Source organism: Kitasatospora sp. NPDC050543, assembly GCF_044457565.1.
Classification (GTDB): domain Bacteria; phylum Actinomycetota; class Actinomycetes; order Streptomycetales; family Streptomycetaceae; genus Kitasatospora.
On sequence record NZ_JBITGZ010000007.1, the window covers coordinates 141,219 to 162,874 of the forward strand.

Annotated in this window: 19 protein-coding genes; 14 read left to right on the forward strand and 5 right to left on the reverse strand. The window is 71.5% G+C overall.

The features are described from left to right. Positions 1-50 precede the first annotated feature (50 nt). The 13 genes from ACIBH3_RS11395 to ACIBH3_RS11455 all read left to right on the forward strand — a co-directional run bounded on the left by ACIBH3_RS11395 (position 51) and on the right by ACIBH3_RS11455 (position 13,092). Positions 51-500: a Rieske (2Fe-2S) protein gene (locus ACIBH3_RS11395; protein ID WP_396311699.1), complete on the forward strand. Its 450-nt coding sequence runs from the start codon at positions 51-53 to the stop codon at positions 498-500. Positions 501-704: 204 nt separating this feature from the next. Beyond that, complete coding sequence (uvrC, locus tag ACIBH3_RS11400; RefSeq protein ID WP_396311700.1) at positions 705-2,924, forward strand: excinuclease ABC subunit UvrC; 2,220 nt, start codon at positions 705-707, stop codon at positions 2,922-2,924. Between the two features lie 172 nt (positions 2,925-3,096). Continuing rightward, positions 3,097-3,927 carry an RNase adapter RapZ gene (rapZ, locus tag ACIBH3_RS11405; protein ID WP_396311845.1) on the forward strand — a complete coding sequence of 277 codons (831 nt, stop codon included), beginning with the start codon at positions 3,097-3,099 and terminating at the stop codon, positions 3,925-3,927. A gap of 107 nt (positions 3,928-4,034) precedes the next feature. Then, positions 4,035-5,060 (forward strand): uridine diphosphate-N-acetylglucosamine-binding protein YvcK, encoded by a 1,026-nt coding sequence (gene yvcK / locus ACIBH3_RS11410; RefSeq protein ID WP_396311846.1) that lies wholly within the window; start codon positions 4,035-4,037, stop codon positions 5,058-5,060. Continuing rightward, the gene (gene whiA / locus ACIBH3_RS11415; protein ID WP_396311701.1) at positions 5,051-6,031 is read left to right on the forward strand and encodes a DNA-binding protein WhiA; all 981 of its coding nucleotides are present in this window, start codon (positions 5,051-5,053) and stop codon (positions 6,029-6,031) included. Before yvcK ends, whiA begins: the two co-directional genes overlap by 10 nt. A 297-nt stretch (positions 6,032-6,328) precedes the next feature. Then, positions 6,329-7,333 carry a type I glyceraldehyde-3-phosphate dehydrogenase gene (gap, locus tag ACIBH3_RS11420; protein ID WP_396311702.1) on the forward strand — a complete coding sequence of 335 codons (1,005 nt, stop codon included), beginning with the start codon at positions 6,329-6,331 and terminating at the stop codon, positions 7,331-7,333. 195 nt (positions 7,334-7,528) lie between these two features. Beyond that, entirely contained in the window at positions 7,529-8,734 is a 1,206-nt protein-coding gene (locus ACIBH3_RS11425) for a phosphoglycerate kinase (protein ID WP_396311703.1), read from the forward strand. A gap of 5 nt (positions 8,735-8,739) precedes the next feature. Beyond that, positions 8,740-9,525 carry a triose-phosphate isomerase gene (gene tpiA / locus ACIBH3_RS11430; RefSeq protein WP_396311704.1) on the forward strand — a complete coding sequence of 262 codons (786 nt, stop codon included), beginning with the start codon at positions 8,740-8,742 and terminating at the stop codon, positions 9,523-9,525. 88 nt (positions 9,526-9,613) lie between these two features. Then, complete coding sequence (gene secG / locus ACIBH3_RS11435; RefSeq protein ID WP_396311705.1) at positions 9,614-9,850, forward strand: preprotein translocase subunit SecG; 237 nt, start codon at positions 9,614-9,616, stop codon at positions 9,848-9,850. Between the two features lie 334 nt (positions 9,851-10,184). Beyond that, a complete protein-coding gene (locus ACIBH3_RS11440) occupies positions 10,185-10,472 on the forward strand; it encodes an RNA polymerase-binding protein RbpA (RefSeq protein WP_243436955.1) in 288 nt (95 codons plus the stop codon). A gap of 249 nt (positions 10,473-10,721) precedes the next feature. Beyond that, complete coding sequence (locus tag ACIBH3_RS11445; RefSeq protein ID WP_396311706.1) at positions 10,722-11,144, forward strand: GntR family transcriptional regulator; 423 nt, start codon at positions 10,722-10,724, stop codon at positions 11,142-11,144. Then, positions 11,141-12,091 (forward strand): ABC transporter ATP-binding protein, encoded by a 951-nt coding sequence (locus ACIBH3_RS11450; protein WP_396311707.1) that lies wholly within the window; start codon positions 11,141-11,143, stop codon positions 12,089-12,091. The genes ACIBH3_RS11445 and ACIBH3_RS11450 overlap by 4 nt, the downstream gene beginning before the upstream one ends. After that, entirely contained in the window at positions 12,088-13,092 is a 1,005-nt protein-coding gene (locus ACIBH3_RS11455) for an ABC transporter permease (RefSeq protein WP_396311708.1), read from the forward strand. Before ACIBH3_RS11450 ends, ACIBH3_RS11455 begins: the two co-directional genes overlap by 4 nt. Before the next feature lie 101 nt (positions 13,093-13,193). On the opposite strand, the gene pgl is transcribed toward ACIBH3_RS11455, so the two are convergent. The 5 genes from pgl to tkt all read right to left on the reverse strand — a co-directional run bounded on the left by pgl (position 13,194) and on the right by tkt (position 20,190). Beyond that, positions 13,194-13,964: a 6-phosphogluconolactonase gene (gene pgl, locus ACIBH3_RS11460; protein ID WP_396311709.1), complete on the reverse strand. Its 771-nt coding sequence runs from the start codon at positions 13,962-13,964 to the stop codon at positions 13,194-13,196. Continuing rightward, positions 13,961-15,112, reverse strand: coding sequence for a glucose-6-phosphate dehydrogenase assembly protein OpcA (opcA, locus tag ACIBH3_RS11465; protein WP_396311710.1), 1,152 nt, complete (start codon positions 15,110-15,112; stop codon positions 13,961-13,963). Before opcA ends, pgl begins: the two co-directional genes overlap by 4 nt. Continuing rightward, positions 15,109-16,665 carry a glucose-6-phosphate dehydrogenase gene (gene zwf, locus ACIBH3_RS11470; RefSeq protein WP_396311847.1) on the reverse strand — a complete coding sequence of 519 codons (1,557 nt, stop codon included), beginning with the start codon at positions 16,663-16,665 and terminating at the stop codon, positions 15,109-15,111. Before zwf ends, opcA begins: the two co-directional genes overlap by 4 nt. 61 nt (positions 16,666-16,726) lie before the next feature. After that, positions 16,727-17,869 carry a transaldolase gene (tal, locus tag ACIBH3_RS11475; RefSeq protein ID WP_396311711.1) on the reverse strand — a complete coding sequence of 381 codons (1,143 nt, stop codon included), beginning with the start codon at positions 17,867-17,869 and terminating at the stop codon, positions 16,727-16,729. Between the two features lie 221 nt (positions 17,870-18,090). After that, on the reverse strand, positions 18,091-20,190 hold the full coding sequence (gene tkt / locus ACIBH3_RS11480; protein WP_396311712.1) for a transketolase: 2,100 nt from the start codon (positions 20,188-20,190) through the stop codon (positions 18,091-18,093). A 457-nt stretch (positions 20,191-20,647) separates the two neighbouring features. On the opposite strand from tkt, the gene ACIBH3_RS11485 reads away from it, so the two are divergent. Then, positions 20,648-21,589 (forward strand): heme o synthase, encoded by a 942-nt coding sequence (locus tag ACIBH3_RS11485; protein WP_396311713.1) that lies wholly within the window; start codon positions 20,648-20,650, stop codon positions 21,587-21,589. Positions 21,590-21,656 lie beyond the last annotated feature (67 nt).

The window sequence follows — 21,656 nt, forward strand, 5'->3', positions numbered from 1 at the left end:
CCGGCGCCGTTCACCGCGGTGCCCACCCCCAACACCAGGAGCAGCCACCGATGTCAGAGGCCGCCGAAAGCCCCGCCACCTCCCGCCGCACCCTGCTCTGCGGAGCAGCAGCCGTCCTCGCCGTCGGCGGTGGCACGCTCGCCGTGGCGGGCTGCTCCTCCTCGTCCTCCTCGTCCTCCTCGTCCTCCGGCGGGAGTTCGGCCGGCCCGGTCGAGGTGGGCCCGGCGGCCGATGTGCCGGTCGGCGGCGGCAAGGTCTACCGCGAGCAGAAGATCGTCGTCACCCAGCCGACGGAGGGTCAGTACAAGGCCTTCAGCGCCAAGTGCACCCACGCGGGCTGCATCGTCGACCAGGTCAAGGCGAGTCAGATCCAGTGCCCGTGCCACGGCAGCCGGTTCAGCATCACCGACGGAGCGGTCCAGGAGGGCCCGGCGCCCACCCCGCTGCCCTCGTACCAGGTGGCGGTCGAGGGCGGGAACCTCAAGGTGACCAAGAGCTGAGCGCCGGCGGGCCGTCGTACGCCCTTCGGGCCCGCCGGCGGCCCGGCCGCGGGCTCCCGCCGGCGATCCCCGGCGCTCCCGGCGGGACCTGCAGCGGGATCACCGGCAAGATCGGCCACCAGATCAACGGTGAGATCGACAACGGGTCCGGCCACCATGCGAACCGGCCCGCGGGCTGTCCGCGCGACTCGGTACGGTAGATCCATGGCTGACCCGTCCACCTACCGTCCGGCTCCGGGTGCGATTCCGACCTCACCGGGCGTCTACAAGTTCCGTGACGCCCACCGGCGGGTCATCTACGTCGGCAAGGCCAAGAGCCTGCGCCCCCGGCTCTCCTCCTACTTCCAGGACATCGCGGGCCTGCACCCGCGCACCGCGACCATGGTCACCACCGCCGCCTCGGTGGAGTGGACGGTGGTCGGCACCGAGGTCGAGGCGCTCCAGCTGGAGTATTCCTGGATCAAGGAGTTCGACCCCCGTTTCAACGTCAAGTACCGCGACGACAAGAGCTACCCCGAGCTGGCCGTCACGCTGAACGAGGAGTTCCCCCGGGTCCAGGTGATGCGCGGGGCGCACAAGAAGGGCGTGCGCTACTTCGGCCCGTACGGCCACGCCTGGGCGATCCGCGAGACGGTCGACCTGCTGCTGCGGGTCTTCCCGGTCCGCACCTGCTCCAACGGCGTCTTCAAGCGCGCCCAGCAGGTCGGCCGCCCGTGCCTGCTCGGGTACATCGGCAAGTGCGCGGCGCCCTGCGTCGGCAAGATCTCGCAGCCCGAACACGTCGCGCTGGCCGAGGAGTTCTGCGACTTCATGGCCGGCCGCACCGGCAACTACCTGCGCCGCCTGGAGGAGCAGATGCGCGAGGCGGCCGCCGCGATGGAGTACGAGCGGGCGGGCCGGCTGCGCGACGACATCGTGGCGCTCAAGCGCGCGATGGAGAAGAACGCCGTCGTGCTCGCCGACGGCACCGACGCCGACCTGCTGGCCCTGGCGGAGGACGAACTGGAGGCGGCCGTCCAGATCTTCCACGTCCGCGGCGGGCGGGTGCGCGGCCAGCGCGGCTGGGTCACCGACAAGGTCGAGGACGTGGACACCGCCGCCCTGGTGGAGCACGCCCTCCAGCAGCTGTACGGCGGCGGCACCGAGAGCGTGCCGCGCGAGGTGCTGGTGCCCGCGCTGCCGGAGCCCGCGGCGCCCGTCCGGGAGTGGCTGACCAGCCTGCGCGGCGCCCAGGTGGACCTGCGGGTGCCCCAACGCGGTGACAAGAAGGACCTGATGACGACGGTCCAGCGCAACGCCCAGCAGGCGCTGGCGCTGCACAAGACCAAGCGCGCCTCGGACCTCACCATCCGCAGTCGCGCCCTGCAGGAGATCGCGGACGCGCTGGAGCTGGACTCCGTGCCGCTGCGCATCGAGTGCTTCGACATCTCCCATCTCCAGGGCGAGGACGTGGTCGCCTCGATGGTCGTCTTCGAGGACGGCCTGGCGCGCAAGAGCGAGTACCGCCGCTTCCAGATCAAGGGCTTCGAGGGCCAGGACGACGTCCGCTCGATGCACGAGGTGATCACCCGGCGGTTCCGCCGCTACCTCCAGGAGCGCGAGCAGACCGGCGAGTGGGCCGTCCCCGAGGCCGACGACCCGGGGCAGGAGGACCAGCCGCTCGCGGGCCGGGCCTCGGTCGAGCCGGCCACCGGCGACGGGGCCACCGCAGAGGTGGCCGTCGGCGAGGGCGTCGCCGGCCCGATCGACCCGGACACCGGCCGGCCGCGCCGCTTCGCCTACCCGCCGCAGCTGCTGGTGGTGGACGGCGGCCAGCCGCAGGTGGCCGCGGCCCGCCGGGCGCTGGACGAGCTGGGCATCGACGACGTGGCGCTCTGCGGGCTGGCCAAGCGGCTGGAGGAGGTCTGGCTGCCGGGCGAGGAGGACCCGGTCGTCCTGCCGCGCAGCAGCGAGGGCCTGTACCTGCTCCAGCGGGTCCGCGACGAGGCGCACCGCTTCGCCATCTCCTACCAGCGCAGCAAGCGCTCCAAGCGGTTCACCGCCGGGGAGCTGGACTCCGTGCCCGGCCTGGGCGAGACCCGGCGCCAGGCGCTGCTCAAGCACTTCGGCTCGCTGAAGCGGCTCCGGGCGGCCACGGTGGACGAGCTGTGCGCCGTTCCCGGCATCGGCCGCCGCACCGCGGAGACTGTTGCGGCAGCGTTGGCCTCCCGTACACCCGCGGCTTTCGCGGTGAACACCGCCACCGGCGAGATCATCGAGGACAGCACAGCCGACCGGAGTCCGACCACCGTGAACGCAGCCGACGAGAGCGCTGCCGACGCGACCGAAACCGACGCGACCGAAACCGACGCCGGCGCCACCACCACCGCCGACGACGCGCCGCCGGCGCCGGCGCCGACCGCAACGCCCCAGGAGACGCCATGACGGCCGACGCCGCCCGTCAACCGATGATCCACGCCTTCACTCGTCCGGGTGGGGCGGGGAAGCGTGGCGCCTTCACGGGCGTTCTCCTCAGCAGAACCACCGAGATCGGGGAACCGAAGTGACCGTGTCCGACGTGGGCGAGAACGCCCCGGAGCTGGTGATCATCTCAGGCATGTCAGGCGCGGGCCGCTCCACCGCGGCCAAGTGCCTGGAGGACCTTGGCTGGTTCGTCGTCGACAACCTGCCGCCGGCCCTCATTCCGACCATGGTCGACCTCGGGGCCCGCTCCCAGGGGAACGTCGCCAGGATCGGCGCGGTGGTCGACGTCCGCGGCCGCCAGTTCTTCGACGACCTGCTGACCTCGCTGGACGAGCTGGAGAAGCGCGGCGTCCAGCTGCGCGTCGTCTTCCTCGACTCCTCGGACGACGCCCTGGTACGTCGCTTCGAGAGCGTCCGCCGCCCGCACCCGTTGCAGGCCGAGGGCCGGATCGTCGACGGCATCGCCCAGGAGCGGGACTTGCTGCGCGAGCTGCGCGGCGAGGCCGACCTGGTGATCGACACCTCCAACCTCAACGTCCACCAGCTGCGCGCCAAGCTGGACGCCCAGTTCGCCGACCACGACGAGCCCGAGCTGCGCGCGACGGTGATGTCCTTCGGCTTCAAGTACGGTCTTCCGGTCGACGCGGACCTTGTGGTGGACTGTCGCTTCCTGCCGAACCCCCACTGGGTGCCGGAGCTGCGTGCCCGTACCGGCACGGACAGTGACGTCGCGGACTACGTGTTCCAGCAGCCCGGTGCCAACGAGTTCCTGGACGGCTACACGGAGCTGCTGCGGATCGTCACCGAGGGCTACCGGCGGGAGGGGAAGCGTTACATGACGCTTGCCGTAGGCTGCACCGGTGGCAAGCACCGCAGCGTGGCCATGTCGGAGCGGTTGACGAAGCGTCTGATCGCGGACGGCGTCGAGACGGTGCTCGTCCATCGGGACATGGGACGGGAGTAGCCGCCCACCTGCCGGTCGGCAGGAGGCGGCAGGCAGAGGAACGCGAGGTAGGTGTGACGGGATACTTGCCCGGGCGGCAGCTTCAGAACAAGGCCGCTGACCGGTCGGTGGTCCCGTCACGCGTCTCGGCCGCCGGCAAACCGCGGGCTAACGCGCCCAGGATCGCCGCGCTCGGCGGCGGGCAGGGCCTGTCCGCCTCGCTCTCGGCGCTGCGCCGGCTCACCACCCACCTCACCGCGGTGGTCACCGTCGCCGACGACGGCGGCTCCAGCGGCCGGCTGCGCAGCGAGCTCGGCGTCCTGCCGCCCGGTGACCTGCGCAAGGCGCTGGCCGCGCTGTGCGGGGACGACGACTGGGGCCGTACCTGGTCCGAGGTGATCCAGCAGCGCTTCAGCGGCTCCGGTGAGCTCGGCGGCCACGCCGTGGGCAACCTGCTGATCGTCGCCCTGTGGGAGAAGCTCGGGGATCCGGTCGCGGCGCTGGACTGGGTGGGGCGGCTGCTGAACGTCCAGGGCCGGGTGCTGCCGATGTCGGCCGTGCCGCTGGACATCGAGGCGGACGTCCGGGGCCACGACCCGGCCAGGCCGGCCGAGCTGAGCGCCGTCCGCGGCCAGGCGAACGTCGCCGTCACCCCCGGCACCGTGCAGTCGATCCGGCTGCTGCCCGAGGAGCCGCCGGCCGTGCCCGAGGCCGTGGCGGCCGTCCTGGAGGCGGACTGGGTGGTGCTCGGGCCCGGCTCCTGGTTCACCAGCGTGGTGCCGCACCTGCTCGTCCCCGAGCTGTCCAAGGCCCTCACCGAGACCCGTGCGCGCCGACTGCTCACCCTGAACCTCGCCCCGCAGCCCGGGGAGACCGAGGGCTTCACCCCCCAGCGCCACCTGGAGGTGATCGCCGACCACGCCCCGGAGCTCGCGGTGGATGCGATCCTGGTGGACGAGCGGGCGGTCACCGGCGGCGCCTTCGGCGTGGCCGACCTGGCCGGCCTGGAGAAGGCGGCCGAGCGGATGGGCGCCGCCCTGGTGCTCGGCCGGGTGGCGGCGGCCGACGGCACTCCGCGACACGACCCGGAGCTTCTGGCCGCCGCGTACGACCGGATCTTCCGGACACATGGAAGGATCGGCCCATGGCGATGACTCCAGCGGTCAAGGACGAAATCAGCCGGCTCCCCGTCACCCGGGCCTGCTGCCGCAAGGCGGAGGTGTCGGCGATCCTCAGGTTCGCGGGCGGTCTGCACATCGTGAGCGGCCGGATCGTGATCGAGGCCGAGCTGGACACCGGCGTGGCCGCGCGGCGGCTGCGCAAGGACCTGCTGGAGATCTTCGGACACTCCTCGGACCTGGTGGTGATGGCTCCCGGCGGCCTGCGGCGCGGCAGCCGGTACGTGGTGCGGGTGGTCAAGGACGGCGAGCTGCTCGCCCGGCAGACCGGGCTGGTGGACGGCCGGGGCCGGCCGATCCGGGGGCTTCCCCCGGCCGTGGTCTCCGGCGCGACCTGCGACGCCGAGGCGGCCTGGCGCGGCGCGTTCCTGGCGCACGGCTCGCTGACCGAGCCCGGCAGGTCCTCCTCGTTGGAGATCACCTGCCCCGGCTCCGAGGCGGCGCTGGCGCTGGTCGGCGCGGCCCGGCGGCTGGGCATCCCGGCCAAGGCGCGCGAGGTGCGCGGGGTGGACCGGGTGGTGATCCGCGACGGCGACGCGATCGGCGCGCTGCTGACCCGGCTGGGCGCCCACGAGTCGGTGCTGGCCTGGGAGGAGCGCCGGATGCGCCGCGAGGTGCGGGCCACCGCGAACCGGCTGGCCAACTTCGACGACGCCAACCTGCGCCGCTCGGCCCGTGCGGCGGTCGCTGCCGGTGCCCGGGTGCAGCGCGCGCTGGAGATCCTCGGCGACGAGGTGCCCGAGCACCTGGCGGCCGCGGGCCAGCTGCGGATGCAGCACAAGCAGGCCTCGCTGGAGGAACTGGGCGCCCTGGCCGATCCGCCGCTCACCAAGGACGCGGTGGCCGGCCGGATCCGCCGGCTGCTGGCGATGGCCGACAAGCGCGCATCCGAGCTCGGTCTGCCCAGCACCGAGGCCAACCTGACCGACGAGATGGCGCTCAACTGAGCTCATCCGTCCCACCTGTCGAAACAGCCGATGTCCGGATTCCGGACATCGGCTGCTTCGTGCCCGAACCTGCGCTGCGCCGGAGTCGGCGCCGAATTCCGGGATGTTCCACCAACTGCCGCGGGCCCGAGGAGAGAAGCCCTGATTATGCGGTCTTGACGCGCCACGCCAAGGCCTTGACCAAGGGGGGATGTGCCCCTCCCCGCTTCGGAGGGGTAGGGTCATGGGTGGTCGGGGACATCCCATTTCCACCCCCGTCGGCATAGTTCCGGCGTACCTAACAAGGAGATCGGTTTCGTGACGATCCGGGTAGGCATCAACGGATTCGGCCGCATTGGCCGCAACTTCTTCCGTGCGGTTCGAGCCCAGGGCGCGGACATCGAGATCGTCGGTGTCAACGACCTGACCGACACCAAGACGCTGGCGCACCTGCTCAAGTACGACTCGATCCTGGGTACCCTCCAGGCCGAGGTGAGCCACACCGCCGACAGCATCACCGTCGACGGCAAGACCTTCAAGGTCATCGCCGAGCGTGACCCGGCCAACCTCCCCTGGGGCGAGCTGGGCGTGGACATCGTCATCGAGTCCACCGGTATCTTCACCAAGGCCGACCAGGCCAAGAAGCACGTCTCGGCCGGCGCCAAGAAGGTCATCATCTCGGCGCCCGCCACCGACGAGGACGTCACCATCGTCATGGGTGTCAACGACGACAAGTATGACGCGGCGAACCACACCGTGATCTCCAACGCCTCCTGCACCACCAACTGCGTGGCGCCGCTGGCGAAGGTCCTCAACGAGAGCTTCGGCATCGTCAAGGGTCTGATGACCACGGTGCACGCGTTCACCAACGACCAGGTCACGCTGGACTTCCCGCACAAGGACCTGCGTCGCGCCCGTGCCGCCTCGCTGAACATCATCCCGACCTCGACCGGTGCCGCCAAGGCCACCGCGCTCGTCCTGCCGGAGCTCAAGGGCAAGCTGGACGGCACCTCGCTGCGCGTCCCCGTCCCGACCGGCTCGATCACCGACCTGGTCGTGACCCTCGAGCGTGAGGTCACCGTCGAGGAGGTCAACGCGGCCTTCCAGAAGGCGTCCGAGGGCTCCCTCAAGGGCATCCTGGAGTACACCGAGGACCCGATCGTCTCCTCCGACATCGTGAACTCGCCGTACTCCACGATCTTCGACTCCCTGATGACCATGGCCCAGGGCAACCAGGTCAAGGTCTTCGGCTGGTACGACAACGAGTGGGGCTACTCCAACCGCCTCGTCAACCTGACCTCCCTCGTCGGCGGCCAGCTCTGACGCAGCGGGAGCTGACGTGACATAGGGGAAGGGCCCGGACACCCAGTACGACCGTCCGGGCCCTTCCCCTGCGCACCCTCGAACCCCCCAGGCGGCCCGTCGCCGCTGCCCCCTCCCCCGGGGGGCGCGTGCCGCGTGCGATCCCTCGTGTGGCAGCCTTCCTCGCGCACCTTCTCCCCAGGAGACTCGAAGACCGTGAAGACCATCGAAGACCTCGACGTCGCCGGCAGCCGGGTATTCGTCCGCGCCGACCTCAACGTGCCGCTCTCGGGCGGCAAGATCACCGACGACGGCCGGATCCGCGCCGTCGCACCGACCATCGCCAAGCTGGTTCAGGCCGGCGCCAAGGTGATCGTCGCCTCGCACCTCGGCCGCCCCAAGGGCGAGCCCGAGGCCCAGTTCTCCCTCGCCCCCGTCGCCGCTCGCCTCGGCGAGATCCTCGGCCGTCCGGTCGCCTTCGCGACCGACACCGTGGGCGAGAGCGCGAAGGCCACCGTCGCCGCCCTGGCCGACGGCGAGGTCACGCTGCTGGAGAACCTGCGCTTCAACCCGGGCGAGACCAGCAAGGACGACGCCGAGCGCGGCGCGTTCGCCGACCAGCTGGCCGTCCTCGCCGACCTCTACGTCGGCGACGGCTTCGGTGCGGTGCACCGCAAGCACGCCTCGGTGTACGACCTGCCGGCCCGCCTGCCGCACGCGGTCGGCGACCTGATCGCCACCGAGGTGGCGGTGCTCAAGCGCCTCACCGAGGAGGTCGAGCGCCCGTACGTCGTCGTCCTCGGCGGTTCGAAGGTCTCCGACAAGGTCGGCGTGATCGACAACCTGCTGGGCAAGGCCGACCGCATCCTGATCGGCGGCGGCATGGCGTACACCTTCCTCGCGGCCCTGGGCCACGAGGTCGGCATCTCGCTGCTGCAGAAGGACCAGATCCCGGTCGTCCTGGAGTACCTGGAGCGGGCCAAGCAGAACAACGTCGAGTTCGTGCTGCCGGTGGACATCTGCCTCTCCGCGCACTTCCCCGACACCAAGACGCACGCCCCGGTCGAGGACTTCGAGGTCGTCGACGCGGACAAGATCCCCGCGGACAAGGAGGGCCTGGACATCGGCCCCAGGACGCGCGAGCTGTTCGCGGCCAAGCTGTCCGACGCCCGGACGGTGTTCTGGAACGGCCCGGTCGGCGTCTTCGAGCACCCGACCTTCGCCGAGGGCACCAAGGCCGTCGCGCAGGCGCTGCTGGAGAGCGACGCGTTCACCGTGGTCGGCGGCGGCGACTCCGCCGCGGCCGTCCGCATCCTGGGCTTCGACGAGACGAAGTTCGGGCACATCTCGACCGGCGGTGGCGCAAGCCTGGAGTACCTGGAGGGCAAGACCCTTCCCGGTCTCGCCGCACTGGAAGGCTGATCATCATGACTGAGCGTCTCCCGCTGATGGCGGGCAACTGGAAGATGAACCTCAACCACCTCGAGGCCATCGCCCACACCCAGAAGCTGGCCTTCTCGCTGACCGACAAGGACTACGCCGCGGTCGAGGTGGCGGTCCTGGTGCCGTTCACCGACCTGCGCTCGGTGCAGACCCTGGTCGACGGCGACAAGCTGAAGATCAAGTACGGTGCCCAGGACATCTCGCAGCACGACGGCGGCGCCTACACCGGGGAGATCTCCGGCCCGATGCTCGCCAAGCTGAAGTGCACCTACGTGGCCATCGGCCACTCGGAGCGCCGCCAGTACCACGGCGAGAACGAGGAGATCGTCAACGGCAAGGTCAAGGCGGCCTTCCGCAACGACCTGCTGCCGATCCTGTGCATCGGCGAGCCGCTGGAGGTCCGCAAGGCGGGCACCCACGTCGCGCACACCCTGGCCCAGCTGGACGGCGCCCTGGAGGGCGTCCCGGCGGAGCAGGCCGAGCAGATCGTCGTCGCGTACGAGCCGGTCTGGGCGATCGGCACCGGCGAGGTGGCGACCCCGGAGGACGCGCAGGAGGTCTGCGCGGCGGTCCGTGCCCGCCTCGCCGAGCTGTACGGCGCCGAGCTGGCCCAGAAGGTCCGCATCCTGTACGGCGGTTCGGTGAAGTCCTCCAGTGCGGCCGGCCTGATGGCCAAGCCGGACGTGGACGGTGCGCTGATCGGCGGTGCCTCGCTGGACGCCGACGAGTTCGTCAAGATCGTGCGCTACCGTGAGCAGGCAGTAGGCTAACGCCGCCGCAGCAACGTAGGCTTTGGGGCCGGACCGTCTTCACACGGCCCGGCCCCTTCGCCGAAGATACGAGAGAGTTGGTCCCGTCGTGGTTCTCGGGTTCTCGATTGCCCTGATCATCTTCAGCCTGCTGATGATCCTCCTGGTGCTGCTGCACAAGGGGAAGGGCGGCGGCCTGTCCGACATGTTCGGCGGTGGCGCGATGTCCACCGGCGGTGGCTCCGCCGTGGCCGAGCGTAACCTCGACCGCATCACCGTGATCGTCGGCCTCGGCTGGTTCGCCTGCATCGTTGTGCTCGGCCTGCTGCTCAAGTACCAGACCTGAGCGCGCCCGGGCGGCAGTGCCCTCGCGTGGCGGCCGATTTGCCGCAGATCTGACGGAGCGTCGTCCGCCCGCCTATCCTGGAGCGGTGCCCCCGGGCACAGTCCCGGAGGCGGTGCGACAGATCCTTATCGGCTGCTTACACTGGGACAACTTCGCCACCGTCCGCAGGCCGCGGCCGGCCGGCAGTGGATACTGGCCGCGACCTTGGCCCGTCACGGGGCCTCGGTCTCCCTGTCCCAGGGTGTCGGCTGAGATCGCATCGCACCAGCACGCAGGGAGTCAGACCGTGGCAAGTGGCAACGCCATCCGTGGCAGCAGAGTCGGCGCCGGCCCGATGGGCGAGGCGGAGCGCGGCGAGTCCGCCCCCCGCAACCGGATCTCCTTCTGGTGCGCCAACAAGCACGAGACGCGCCCGAGCTTCGCCGCCGAGGCCGTCATCCCGGAGACCTGGGACTGCCCGCGCTGCGGCTTCCCGGCCGGCCAGGACGAGCACAACCCGCCGGCCCCCTCGCGCAACGAGCCGTACAAGACCCACCTCGCGTACGTCCGCGAGCGGCGCACCGACGCCGACGGCGAGGCGATCCTCGCGGAGGCGCTCGCCAAGCTGCGTGGCGAGATCTGAACCCATGTCACCTCGGTAGCGGGGGTCGGGCCGTCGGCCCGGCCCCCGTTGGCGTTCGCGGGCGGCGCTGCCCCGCCACCGCCCCGGCCCTCGCCCTGCCGTTGTCCCGCCGGCCCCTGGCGGGCCGCACCCGACCGCCCTTCGGCCATGCTCGGACCGGCTCTGCCCCACTCGCCCCGCCGTCCAGGTTGACGGCGGGGCTTCTTTGCATCACCATTCCACTAACTACTTAGTGGAATGGTGATGCAGATGGTCGACTTCCGCATCGACCGCCGCAGTGGTGTCGCCACGTACCTCCAGATCGTCCAGCAGACCAGGAACGCCCTACGCCTGGGGCTGCTGTTGCCGGGGGACCGCCTGCCGACGGCCAGGGAGGTGGTGGCCGCCACGGCGGTCAACCCGAACACCGTGCTCAAGGCCTACCGGGAGCTCGAACGGGAGGGGCTGGTCGCGCCCCGGCCGGGCAAGGGCACCTTCGTGCTCCGCTCACTCGCCCGGGAGGAGGCGGCGACGGACTCCCCGTTGCGTGCGGAACTGTCGTCCTGGGCCCGAAGAGCCCGCACGGCGGGCCTGGAACGCGACGACGTCGCCGCCCTGGTCACCGCCGTGCTCGACGAGGAGTACACGGTAGGTCCGGGGAGCCGGACCGAAGCAATCGAGGGGATCGAATGACCGAGCAGCACGTCGGCGCCGAGCCGCCGGCCCTGGAGGCCGTGGGCCTCGGCAAGCGTTACCGGGACGGCTGGGCGCTGCGCGATTGCTCGTTCCGGGTGCCGGTCGGGCGGATCTGTGCCGTGGTCGGCCCGAACGGCGCCGGCAAGAGCACGCTGATGTCCATCGCCTCGCATCTGCTGGTGCCCACCGAGGGCTCGGTACGGGTGCTGGGCCTGCCCCTGGACGATCCGCAGCTGCAGAGCCGGGTCTCCTTCGTGGCCCAGGACAAGCCGCTCTACACCGGCTTCACGGTCGGCGAACTGCTGCGGCTGGGCCGCGACCTCAACCCGTTCTGGGACCAGGGCAGGGCGGAGGAGATCATCGCCGAGGGGCGCCTGCCGCTCTCCGCCCGGATCGGGTCGCTCTCCGGCGGCCAGCGCACCCGGGTCTCGCTGGCGCTCGCCATCGGCAAGCGCCCCGAGCTGCTGATCCTCGACGAGCCGATGTCCGACCTCGATCCGCTCGCCCGCCACCAGATGATGGGCGTGCTGATGGCCGAGGCCGCCGAGCGCGGCACCACGGTGCTGATGTCCTCGCACGTGATCGCCGAGCTCGCCGACGCCTGCGACTACCTGCTCCTGCTCTCCGAGGGCCGGGCCCTGCTCGCCGGCGACATCGACGAGATCGTGGACTCCCACCGCCTGCTGATCGGCAGCACCACCGTGCCCAGGCAGTCGGTCGGCCCGGAGCTGCCCGCCGCGCTGGCACCGCACCAGGTCATCGACAGCAGGCAGAACGGGCGTCAACTCACCGCGCTGGTACGCCCCGACGGGCCGGTCCCCGGTGACTGGGAGGCGAGCGCCCCGACCCTGGAGGAGGTGCTGCTGGCCCACCTGCGCTCGCCCGCCGCCCCCGCGCTGCTGACCGACGAGGCCCGCCCCGCGCGGTCGGCGGTGGCCGCGTGAGCGCCGCCCAGCCGGTCACCGCCGACAGGCCGGGCGCCGCGGCCGGCTCCGGGGCGCCGCTCCAGGCCCGCTTGGGCTGGCTGATGTGGCGCCAGCACCGCATGCTGATCCGGGTGCTGCTGGTGGCGGTGGCCGTCGCCGTCGTCGCCGTACCGGTGGTGCACTCCGCGATGGTCTCCTACATCGACTCGCACCACATCGCGGGCTGCCGGGAGTACACCCGGGACCCGGCCTGCCCGGGCAGGGCGATGCACAACTTCCAGGAGACCTACGGGCGGCTGTTGCAGCTCGGTGGCGCGCTGCTGACGCTGATGCCGCTCGTGCTCGGCGTCTTCGTGGGTGCCCCGCTGCTGGCCGCCGAGTTCGAGCGCGGCACCTGGAGGCTGGTGCTGACGCAGTCCGTCACCCGCACCCGCTGGGTGGCGGCCAAGCTGCTGACGGTCGGTGCGATCGGCCTGGCCGTCTCGGCCGTGGCGATGGTCATGTACCGCTGGCTCTGGCTGGCCGGCGGCGGCGAGCTGACCGGCGTCCGCTGGTTCAGCAAGAGCTTCATGGCGGCGGGCGGCCCGGTGCTGGTGGCGACGACCCTGCTGGGGCTGGCGCTCGGCGCCGCGGCGGGCCTGCTGCTGCGCCGGGTCGTCCGGGCGATGGCGGCCACCGCGTGTGTGCTGCTGGTACTGCAGTACCTGCTGGGAGCCGTCCGTCCGTACCTGATCCACTGGGACACCGCGCGCGGTGGACCGTCGGCGGTGGGCTACGACACCTGGGGGTTCGCCCGGCAGTTCCTCGGATCCGTCGCGCACCAGCTGCCGTACGACCTGTGCAGCGTCGCCCCGGACTACTCGGGCTGCCTGCTGACGCACGGCGGCAACGAGGAGTTCAACATCCACCGGGCGAGTGACTACTGGCCGCTTCAGGCGGCGGAGTCGGGCATCTGCCTGGCGTTGACGGCGGCCCTGGTCCTGCTCGTGCTCCGCAGGGTCCGCTGCGCACCGCTCTAGGCGGCCCGGCGCGGCCCGGCGCGGCCCGCCGCGCTTCGCCGAGCGGCCGGTGGCCGGGCGTCCAGGACGCCCGGCCACCGGCCGCTCTCATCCGGCAGGCGCTACGGCCGGCCCGGGATCTTCGCCGCGGCGGAGCGGTCGAGCAGCCATAGGGTGCGCTCCCGCCCGTACGCGCCCGATGCCGGGGCCTTGACCTCGCCCGGGTCCGACAGGGCCTGCGCGACGGCCTCCGCCTTGTCCTCGCCCGCCGCGAGCAGCCATACCTCGCGGGCGGCCCGGATGGCGGGCAGCGTGAGCGAGATCCGGGTGGGCGGGGGCTTGGGCGCGTCCCGCACCGCGACGACCGTCAGCCCGCTCTCGCGGACCGCCGGGTGCTCGGGGAACAGGGACGCCACATGGGTGTCCGGGCCGACCCCGAGCAGCAGCACGTCGAATTCGGGCACACCGGAGCGGGCGTCCGCCCCGGCAGCCCGGGCGAGCTCCCGCGCGTACCGGGCGGCCGCCGCCTCGACGTCCGGGCCGTCCGGGCCGTCGGAGGCGGGCATCTCGTGCACCCGGGCCGGGTCCAGCGGGACGCTCGCCAGCAGCTCCTCCCCGGCCTGTACGGCGTTGCGCTCGCCGTCCTCGGCGGGGACGAACCGTTCGTCGCCCCACCAGAGGTCCAGCCGCGCCCAGTCCACCGCGTCCCTGGCGGGGGAGGCGGCGACGGCGGCGAGCAGCGCGTTGCCGTTGCGCCCACCCGTGAGCACCACCGAGGCGGTGCCGCGGGCGGACTGCGCGTCGACGATCCGGGTGATCAGCCGCGCCGCCGTGGCCTGGGCCATCAGCTCCTTGTCGCGGTGCACCACCAGCTGCGGCGCGGTCGTGCTCATGCGCCGCTCCGCTTGCCGGCGCGCTTGCCCGGAGCCTTCCCTGCGCCGGCCGTCACGCTGCCGCTCTCGGCGCCGCCCCCGCCGTCGGAGGCCTCGTCGACCGCCTTCTCGACCGTCTTCTCGGCCAGGATCTTGGCCGTGACCCGGGCGGGGTTGGCGGTGACGGCGGCCTCGATGACCTTGCCGGCCGGCGCGGCCTCCGCCGCGACGCCCGCGTCCGCCGGTTCGCGAAGCCGGTCCACGGGCGTCCGCACGGCAGCCGCGTAGATGTCGTCCGGGTCGAGCCGGCGCAGCTCCTCGGCGATCAGCTCGGCCGTCTCACGGCGCTTGAGCGCGACCTGGCGGTCCGGGGAGCCGGGCATCGAGAGGGTGCCCATCAGCCCGTCCGGACGGTCGAGGACGATGTCCCCGTCCTTGGTGCGCAGCCGGACGGCGGTGATACCGGGGCCGCCGGTGACCACCCGCTCGACCGGCACCCGCAGCCGGTTCAGCAGCCAGAGGCCGAGCAGCTCCACGCTGGGGTTGTACGACTCGCCCTCGACCACCGCGGAGGTGATCGTGGTGGGCCGCTGGTCCAGCGCGGCAGCCAGCATCGAGCGCCAGCCGGTGATCCTGGTCCAGGCGAGGTCGGTGTCGCCCGGGGTGTAGCTCTGGGCCCGCTGGGCGAGCTGGCCCACCGGCGACTCGGCCGTCACGGCGTCGGTGATCCGGCGCTGGGCGATCGAGCCGAGCGGGTCCAGGGCCGGGTGCGCCGGGGCGTTCTCCGGCCACCAGACCACCACCGGGGCGTCCGGGAGCAGCAGCGGCAGGACGACCGACTGCGCGTGCGCGGCGAGCTCGCCGTGCATCCGCAGGATGACCGTCTCGCCGGGGCCGGCGTCGGCGCCGAGCAGTATCTCGGCGTCCAGGCGGGTCTCGGCGCGGGCCCGGGGCGAGCGCCCGGCGCGCTTGATCACCGCGAGGATGCGGGACGGGTGCTCACGGGAGGCGTCGTTGGCGGCCTTGAGGGCGTCGTACGCGCTGCCCTCGTCGGTCACGATCACCAGGGTGAGCACCATGCCGGCAGCGGTGGAGCCGCTGCGCCGACGGGCGTCCATCAGTGAAGCGTTGATCTTGCTGGACGTCGTGTTCGTCAGGTCGATCTTCATGGCCGGCGCCAGCTCCTGCCGTCTCGTGCGAGCATCTCGTCCGCCTCGACCGGGCCCCAGGTGCCGGCCGGGTACTGGGCGGGCTTGCCGTGGGTGTCCCAGTACTGCTCGATCGGGTCGAGGATCTGCCAGGAGAGCTCGACCTCCTGGTGCCGGGGGAAGAGGTTGGCGTCACCGAGCAGGACGTCGAGGATGAGCCGCTCGTACGCCTCCGGGCTGGACTCGGTGAAGGACTCGCCGTAGGCGAAGTCCATCGTGACGTCCCGTACCTCGAAGGAGGTGCCCGGCACCTTGGAGCCGAACCGCACCGTGACGCCCTCGTCCGGCTGCACCCGGATGACCAGGGCGTTCTGCCCCAGCTCCTCCGTCGCGTAGGAGTCGAACGGCAGGTACGGCGCGCGCTGGAAGACCACCGCGATCTCCGTCACCCGGCGGCCCAGGCGCTTGCCCGTGCGCAGGTAGAACGGCACGCCCGCCCAGCGGCGGTTGTTGATCTCCAGCTTGATCGCCGCGTAGGTGTCCGTCTTCGAGCGCGGGTCGATGCCGTCCTCGTCGAGGTACCCGACGACCTCCTCGCCACCCTGCCAGCCCGCCGCGTACTGTCCGCGCACGGTGTGCTTGCCGAGGTCCGCGGGGAGCTTGACGGCGGAGAGCACCTTCAGCTTCTCGGCCACCAGCGCCTTCGGGTGGAAGGACGCGGGCTCCTCGATGGCGGTGAGCGCCATCAGCTGGAGCAGGTGGTTCTGGATGACGTCCCGGGCCGAGCCGATGCCGTCGTAGTACCCGGCGCGCCCGCCGATACCGATGTCCTCGGCCATGGTGATCTGCACGTGGTCGACGTACGACCGGTTCCAGATCGGCTCGAACATGGTGTTGGCGAAGCGCAGCGCCAGGATGTTCTGGACGGTCTCCTTGCCCAGGTAGTGGTCGATCCGGAAGACCTCGTCCCGGGGGAAGACCTCGTGGACGATCCGGTTCAGCTCCTGGGCGCTCTCCAGGTCGTGGCCGAACGGCTTCTCGATGACGGCACGCCGCCAGGAACCCTTGGGGGGCTCGGCGAGGCCGTGCTTCTTGAGCTGCTGGACCACGGTCGGGAAGAACTTCGGCGGCACCGACAGGTAGAAGGCGAAGTTGCCGCCCGTGCCCTGCGCCTTGTCGAGGTCCTCGATGGTGGCGCGCAGCTGGTCGAAGGCCTCGTCGTCGTCGAAGTCGCCCTGGACGAAGCGCATGCCCTTGGCGAGCTGCTGCCAGACCTCCTCGCGGAACGGCGTACGCGCGTGCTCCTTGACCGCGTCGTGCACCTCCCGGGCGAAGTCCTCGTCCTCCCACTCGCGGCGGGCGAAGCCCACCAGGGAGAACCCTGGTGGCAGCAGACCGCGGTTGGCCAGGTCGTAGATGGCCGGCATCAGCTTCTTGCGGGACAGGTCGCCGGTGACCCCGAAGATGACCAGGCCGGACGGCCCCGCGATACGCGGGAGCCGCCGGTCTGCCGGGTCACGGAGCGGGTTGACGGGTGCGGGCGGGAGATCGTCCGCGTCCGTTTCCGACGTCAACTCGGGGAAATCAGTGCTCACTTGATTGGCTCCGCTTTCAGTGCGCTGGTGTGAGCAGGAGTCACTTCTCGGCGGCGAAGGCGGCCAGCGAGGCGGTGACGGTGTCGAGCAGCTCGTTCCACGACTGCTCGAACTTCTCGACGCCCTCGTCCTCGAGCACCTGGACCACGTCGTCGTAGTCGACGCCGGCGGCGGCGATCGCGTCCATCACGGCCTTGGCGTCGGCGTAGTTGCCGGTGATGGTGTCACCGGTGACGACGCCGTGGTCGGCGGTGGCCTCCAGGGTGGCCTCGGGCATGGTGTTGACGGTGCCCGGGGCGGCCAGCTCGGTGACGTAGAGGGTGTCCGGCAGGGCCGGGTCCTTCACGCCGGTGGAGGCCCACAGCGCGCGCTGCGGGTTGGCGCCGGCGGCCTCCAGGGCCTTCCAGCGCTCGGAGGGCGCGGTGCGGCCGTCGGCGGAGCCGAACACCTCCTCGTACGCCTGGTAGGCGAGGCGGGCGTTGGCCACGCCGGCCTTGGAGCGCAGCTGCTTGGCGTCGCCGCCGACCTTGTCCAGGCGCTTGTCGATCTCGGTGTCCACGCGGGAGACGAAGAAGGAGGCGACGGACTCGATCTGGGAGAGGTCCAGGCCCTTGGCCTTGGCCTGCTCCAGGCCGGCCAGGAAGGCGTCCATGACGGCGCGGTAGCGCTCCAGCGAGAAGATCAGCGTGACGTTGACGCTGATGCCCTTGCCGATGACCTCGGTGATGGCGGGCAGGCCGGCCTTGGTCGCGGGGATCTTGATGAACACGTTCGGGCGGTCCACCAGCCACCACAGCTGCTTGGCCTCGGCGACGGTGGGGGCGGTGTGGTGCGCGAGGCGGGGGTCGACCTCGATCGAGACCCGGCCGTCACGGCCGTTGCTGGCGTCGTAGACGGGGCGGAGCACGTCGGCGGCGTCGCGCACGTCGGAGGTCGTGATCATCCGGACCGCCTCCTCCGTGGTGACCTTGCGGACCGCGAGGTCGCGCAGCTGGCCGTCGTAGGAGGAGTCGCCGCTGCCGGCGATGGCCTTCTGGAAGATGGTCGGGTTGGTGGTGACGCCCACCACGTGCTTGTTCTGCACCAGCTCGGCCAGGTTGCCGGTGTTCAGCCGCTTGCGGCTGAGGTCGTCCAGCCAGATCGCCACGCCTTCGTCGCTGAGGCGCTTCAGTGCGTCAGTCATGGTGCTCAGTCCTCTTCGTTCGTCTTCTTCGTCTGTCTGTGGGGTCGTCAGACGGGCCGCGTGCCCGCTGTGCGGGCGGGCACGCGGCTCGCGAGCGTTACTGCCTGCTCGCCTCCGGACGCCCGGATCCGGTGCCGACGGTCCTCGCTCCGGCGCTCCTGCGGCGCTGGTCGCTCGTCACTCTCGGCATCGGCGCGTCCTTCGGCTCACGGGCAGGGGTACTAGCGGTTCACGGCTTCCAGCGAGCGCAGCGACTTGTGGGCGGCGTGCACCACGGCCTCGGTGGTGATGCCGAACTCCTGGAACAGCACCTGGTAGTCGGCCGAGGCACCGAAGTGCTCCAGGCTGACGATCGCGCCGTGGTCGCCGACCAGCTCGCGCCAGCCCTGCGCGATGCCGGCCTCGACCGAGACGCGGGCCTTGACGGTCGGCGGCAGGACGTGGTCGCGGTAGGCCTGGTCCTGCTCGTTGAACCACTCGACGGAGGGCATCGAGACCACGCGGGCGGCGATGCCCTCGGCCTCCAGGGCCTCGCGGGCCGCGACGGCCAGCTGGACCTCGGAGCCGGTGCCGATCAGGACCACCTGCGGGGCGCCGTTGGACGCCTCGGCCAGGACGTACCCGCCCTTGGCGGTGCCCTCGGCGGAGCCGAAGACCTCGCGGTCGAAGGTCGGGACGTTCTGGCGGGTGAGCGCCAGGCCGACCGGGCCGGGGTGGGTGCTCTGCCGCTCCAGGACGGTGCGCCAGGCGACCGCCGTCTCGTTGGCGTCGGCCGGGCGGACCATCGCCAGGCCCGGGATGGCCCGCAGCGCGGCCAGGTGCTCGACCGGCTGGTGGGTCGGGCCGTCCTCGCCGAGGCCGATCGAGTCGTGCGTCCAGACGTAGGTGACCGGCAGCTTCATCAGCGCGGCCAGGCGCACGGCGGGGCGCATGTAGTCGGCGAACACCAGGAAGGTGCCGCCGAAGACCCGGGTCCGGCCGTGCAGCGCGATGCCGTTCATGACCGAGCCCATGGCGTGCTCGCGGATGCCGAAGTGGATGGTGCGACCGTACGGGCTCGCGGACTTCAGCGGGTTGCCCGCGGGGAGGAAGGAGCTGTCCTCGTCGATCGTGGTGAGGTTGGACTCCGCGAGGTCGGCCGAGCCGCCCCACAGCTCCGGGATCACCGCGCCGAGCGCCTTGAGGGTCTCGCCGCTCGCCTTGCGGGTGGCGACGTCCTTGCCGGCCGGGAACGCGGGCAGGTGCTTCTTCCAGCCCTCGGGCAGCTCGCCGGTCTGGATCCGGTCGAACTGCTCGGCGCGGTGCGGGTTGGCCGAGCGCCAGGCGGCGAGGTCCTGCTCCCACGTGGCGTGGGCGGCCTTGCCGCGCTTGATGACCTCACGGGCGTGGGCGAGGACCTTGTCGCTGACCTCGAAGGTCTTCTCGGGGTCGAAGCCGAGCACCTTCTTGGTCGCGGCGATCTCGGCCGCGCCGAGCGCCGAGCCGTGTGCCTTGGCGGTGTTCTGGGCGTCCGGGGCCGGCCAGGCGATGATCGTGCGCATAGCGATCATGGACGGGCGGCCGGTCTCGGCCTTCGCGGCCTCCAGGGCCTCGGCGAGCGCGGCCACGTCGATGTCGCCGTTGGACTTGGGCGCGACCCGCTGGACGTGCCAGCCGTACGCCTCGTAGCGCCCCAGCACGTCCTCGGAGAAGGCGGTCGCGGTGTCGCCCTCGATCGAGATGTGGTTGTCGTCGTACAGCGCGACCAGGTTGCCCAGCTTCTGGTGGCCGGCCAGCGAGGACGCCTCGGCGGAGATGCCCTCCTCCAGGTCGCCGTCGGAGACGATGGCCCAGATGGTGTGGTCGAACGGGCTCTCGCCGGCCGGGGCCTCGGGGTCGAACAGGCCGCGCTCGTAGCGGGCGGCCATCGCCATGCCCACCGCGTTGCCGATGCCCTGGCCGAGCGGCCCGGTGGTGGTCTCGACCCCCGCGGTGTGGCCGTGCTCCGGGTGGCCCGGGGTGCGGCTGCCGGCGACCCGGAAGGACTTGAGGTCGTCCAGCTCCAGGCCGTAGCCGGACAGGAAGAGCTGGGTGTAGAGGGTCAGGCTGGTGTGCCCGGGGGAGAGGACGAAGCGGTCGCGCCCCACCCAGGACGGGGCCGTCGGGTCGTGGCGCAGGAAGCGCTGGAAGATCAGGTACGCCGCGGGGGCCAGCGACATGGCCGTCCCGGGGTGTCCGTTGCCGACCTTCTGTACTGCGTCCATGGCCAGGACGCGGGCCGTGTCGACCGTGCGCTCGTCCAGCTCGGTCCACTCGAATGCGTTCGTCGGCGTCGTGCTCACCCTGTCTCAGGGCTCCTTCCGTATTGAAGAGTGACCCCGTGAAGGGGACCGGGTCGGCCACGGCGGTGTGGACCTGACGCTTGGGTGGTGCCGGTCACGGAGGGTAGATCCCGCTTCTCTGTGCGAGCCTACCGCCCGGGCCGGGGCTCACCCTCCGTGCTGATGGAACCGGGATATTCGTATGGTGATTCCCACGATGAGAAGGGTGGGACTTTTGTCCCACCCTCTCCCGCATTGACCGCATCTGCCCCTCCGGTGGTCAGGACGGGGGAGCGGGGTTGTCCCAGGTCAGCTTTGTCGGTTCACCCAGGGGTGTGCGTTACGCCTCGCCGGGGGACCCCGAAGCCGGTGGGGAGATATGGAGCGTCTAAGGTGGCGTGGTACGCGCAGAGCGGACGATTCGGCACCTATGGTCCCGCTGGACGCCTGCGAAGATTCATCTTCAGTTGGGGTGTTAGTGACCGCCGTCGAAACCCGCCCGGCCGGGGTCACCGGGGCGACGCCTGCGCACCGGCCGTTCGGGGCCCGCGTCGGGGCATTCATCGCACTGACCAAGCCTCGGATCATCGAGCTGCTGCTGATCACCACCGTGCCGGTGATGTTCCTGGCGCAGCGCGGGGTGCCGGATCCGTTGCTGGTGCTGGAGGTCGTCATCGGCGGCTACCTCTCGGCCGGCGGTGCCAACGCCCTCAACATGTACATCGACCGCGACATCGACGCGGTGATGTCGCGCACCGAGCGCAGGCCGCTGGTGACCGGCATGGTCTCGCCGCGCGAGGCGCTGGTCTTCGGCATCTCGCTGGCGGTCGGCTCGACGATCTGGCTGGGCCTGCTCGTCAACCCGCTGGCGTCGGCGCTCGCGCTGACCGCGCTGCTGTTCTACGTCTTCGTCTACACGCTCGGGCTGAAGCGGCGCACCGCGCAGAACATCGTCTGGGGCGGGATCGCCGGCTGCATGCCGGTGTTCGTCGGCTGGGCGGCCGTCACCAACTCGGTGTCCTGGTCGGCGCTGGTGCTCTTCCTGGTCATCTTCTTCTGGACGCCGCCGCACTACTGGCCGCTGTCGATGAAGGTCCGCGAGGACTACGCCAAGGCCGGTGTGCCGATGCTGCCGGTGATCAAGGGCAACCTGGCGGTGGCGCGGCAGATCGTCGCCTACTCCTGGGTCATGGTCGCCGTCTCGCTGGCCCTGTGGCCGCTGGCGCACACCAGCTGGCTGTACCCCGTCTCGGCCCTCGTGCTGGGCGCCGCCTGGCTGAAGGAGGCGCACGGCCTGCACGCCCGCGCCAAGTCGGGTGTGGTGGGCGCCAAGCTGAAGGAGATGCGGCTGTTCCACTGGTCGATCACCTACCTGACGCTGCTCTTCGTGGTGATCGCGGTGGATCCGTTCATCGGCTGACCACCCCGCGCCGTGCTCCGAGAGCCGCCGACGCCCCCGCCGCCCGGTCCGGGCGGCGGGGGCGTTC

Bases quoted from the DNA above. Each gene is read 5' to 3' on its own strand.
- ACIBH3_RS11395 (WP_396311699.1), top strand. From the start codon at position 51: ATGTCAGAGGCCGCCGAAAGCCCCGCCACCTCCCGCCGCACCCTGCTC.
- uvrC (WP_396311700.1), top strand. From the start codon at position 705: ATGGCTGACCCGTCCACCTACCGTCCGGCTCCGGGTGCGATTCCGACC.
- rapZ (WP_396311845.1), top strand. From the start codon at position 3,097: ATGTCAGGCGCGGGCCGCTCCACCGCGGCCAAGTGCCTGGAGGACCTT.
- whiA (WP_396311701.1), top strand. From the start codon at position 5,051: ATGGCGATGACTCCAGCGGTCAAGGACGAAATCAGCCGGCTCCCCGTC.
- tpiA (WP_396311704.1), top strand. From the start codon at position 8,740: ATGACTGAGCGTCTCCCGCTGATGGCGGGCAACTGGAAGATGAACCTC.
- ACIBH3_RS11440 (WP_243436955.1), top strand. From the start codon at position 10,185: ATGGGCGAGGCGGAGCGCGGCGAGTCCGCCCCCCGCAACCGGATCTCC.
- ACIBH3_RS11445 (WP_396311706.1), top strand. From the start codon at position 10,722: ATGGTCGACTTCCGCATCGACCGCCGCAGTGGTGTCGCCACGTACCTC.
- ACIBH3_RS11450 (WP_396311707.1), top strand. From the start codon at position 11,141: ATGACCGAGCAGCACGTCGGCGCCGAGCCGCCGGCCCTGGAGGCCGTG.
- pgl (WP_396311709.1), bottom strand. From the start codon at position 13,964: ATGAGCACGACCGCGCCGCAGCTGGTGGTGCACCGCGACAAGGAGCTG.
- opcA (WP_396311710.1), bottom strand. From the start codon at position 15,112: ATGAAGATCGACCTGACGAACACGACGTCCAGCAAGATCAACGCTTCA.
- tal (WP_396311711.1), bottom strand. From the start codon at position 17,869: ATGACTGACGCACTGAAGCGCCTCAGCGACGAAGGCGTGGCGATCTGG.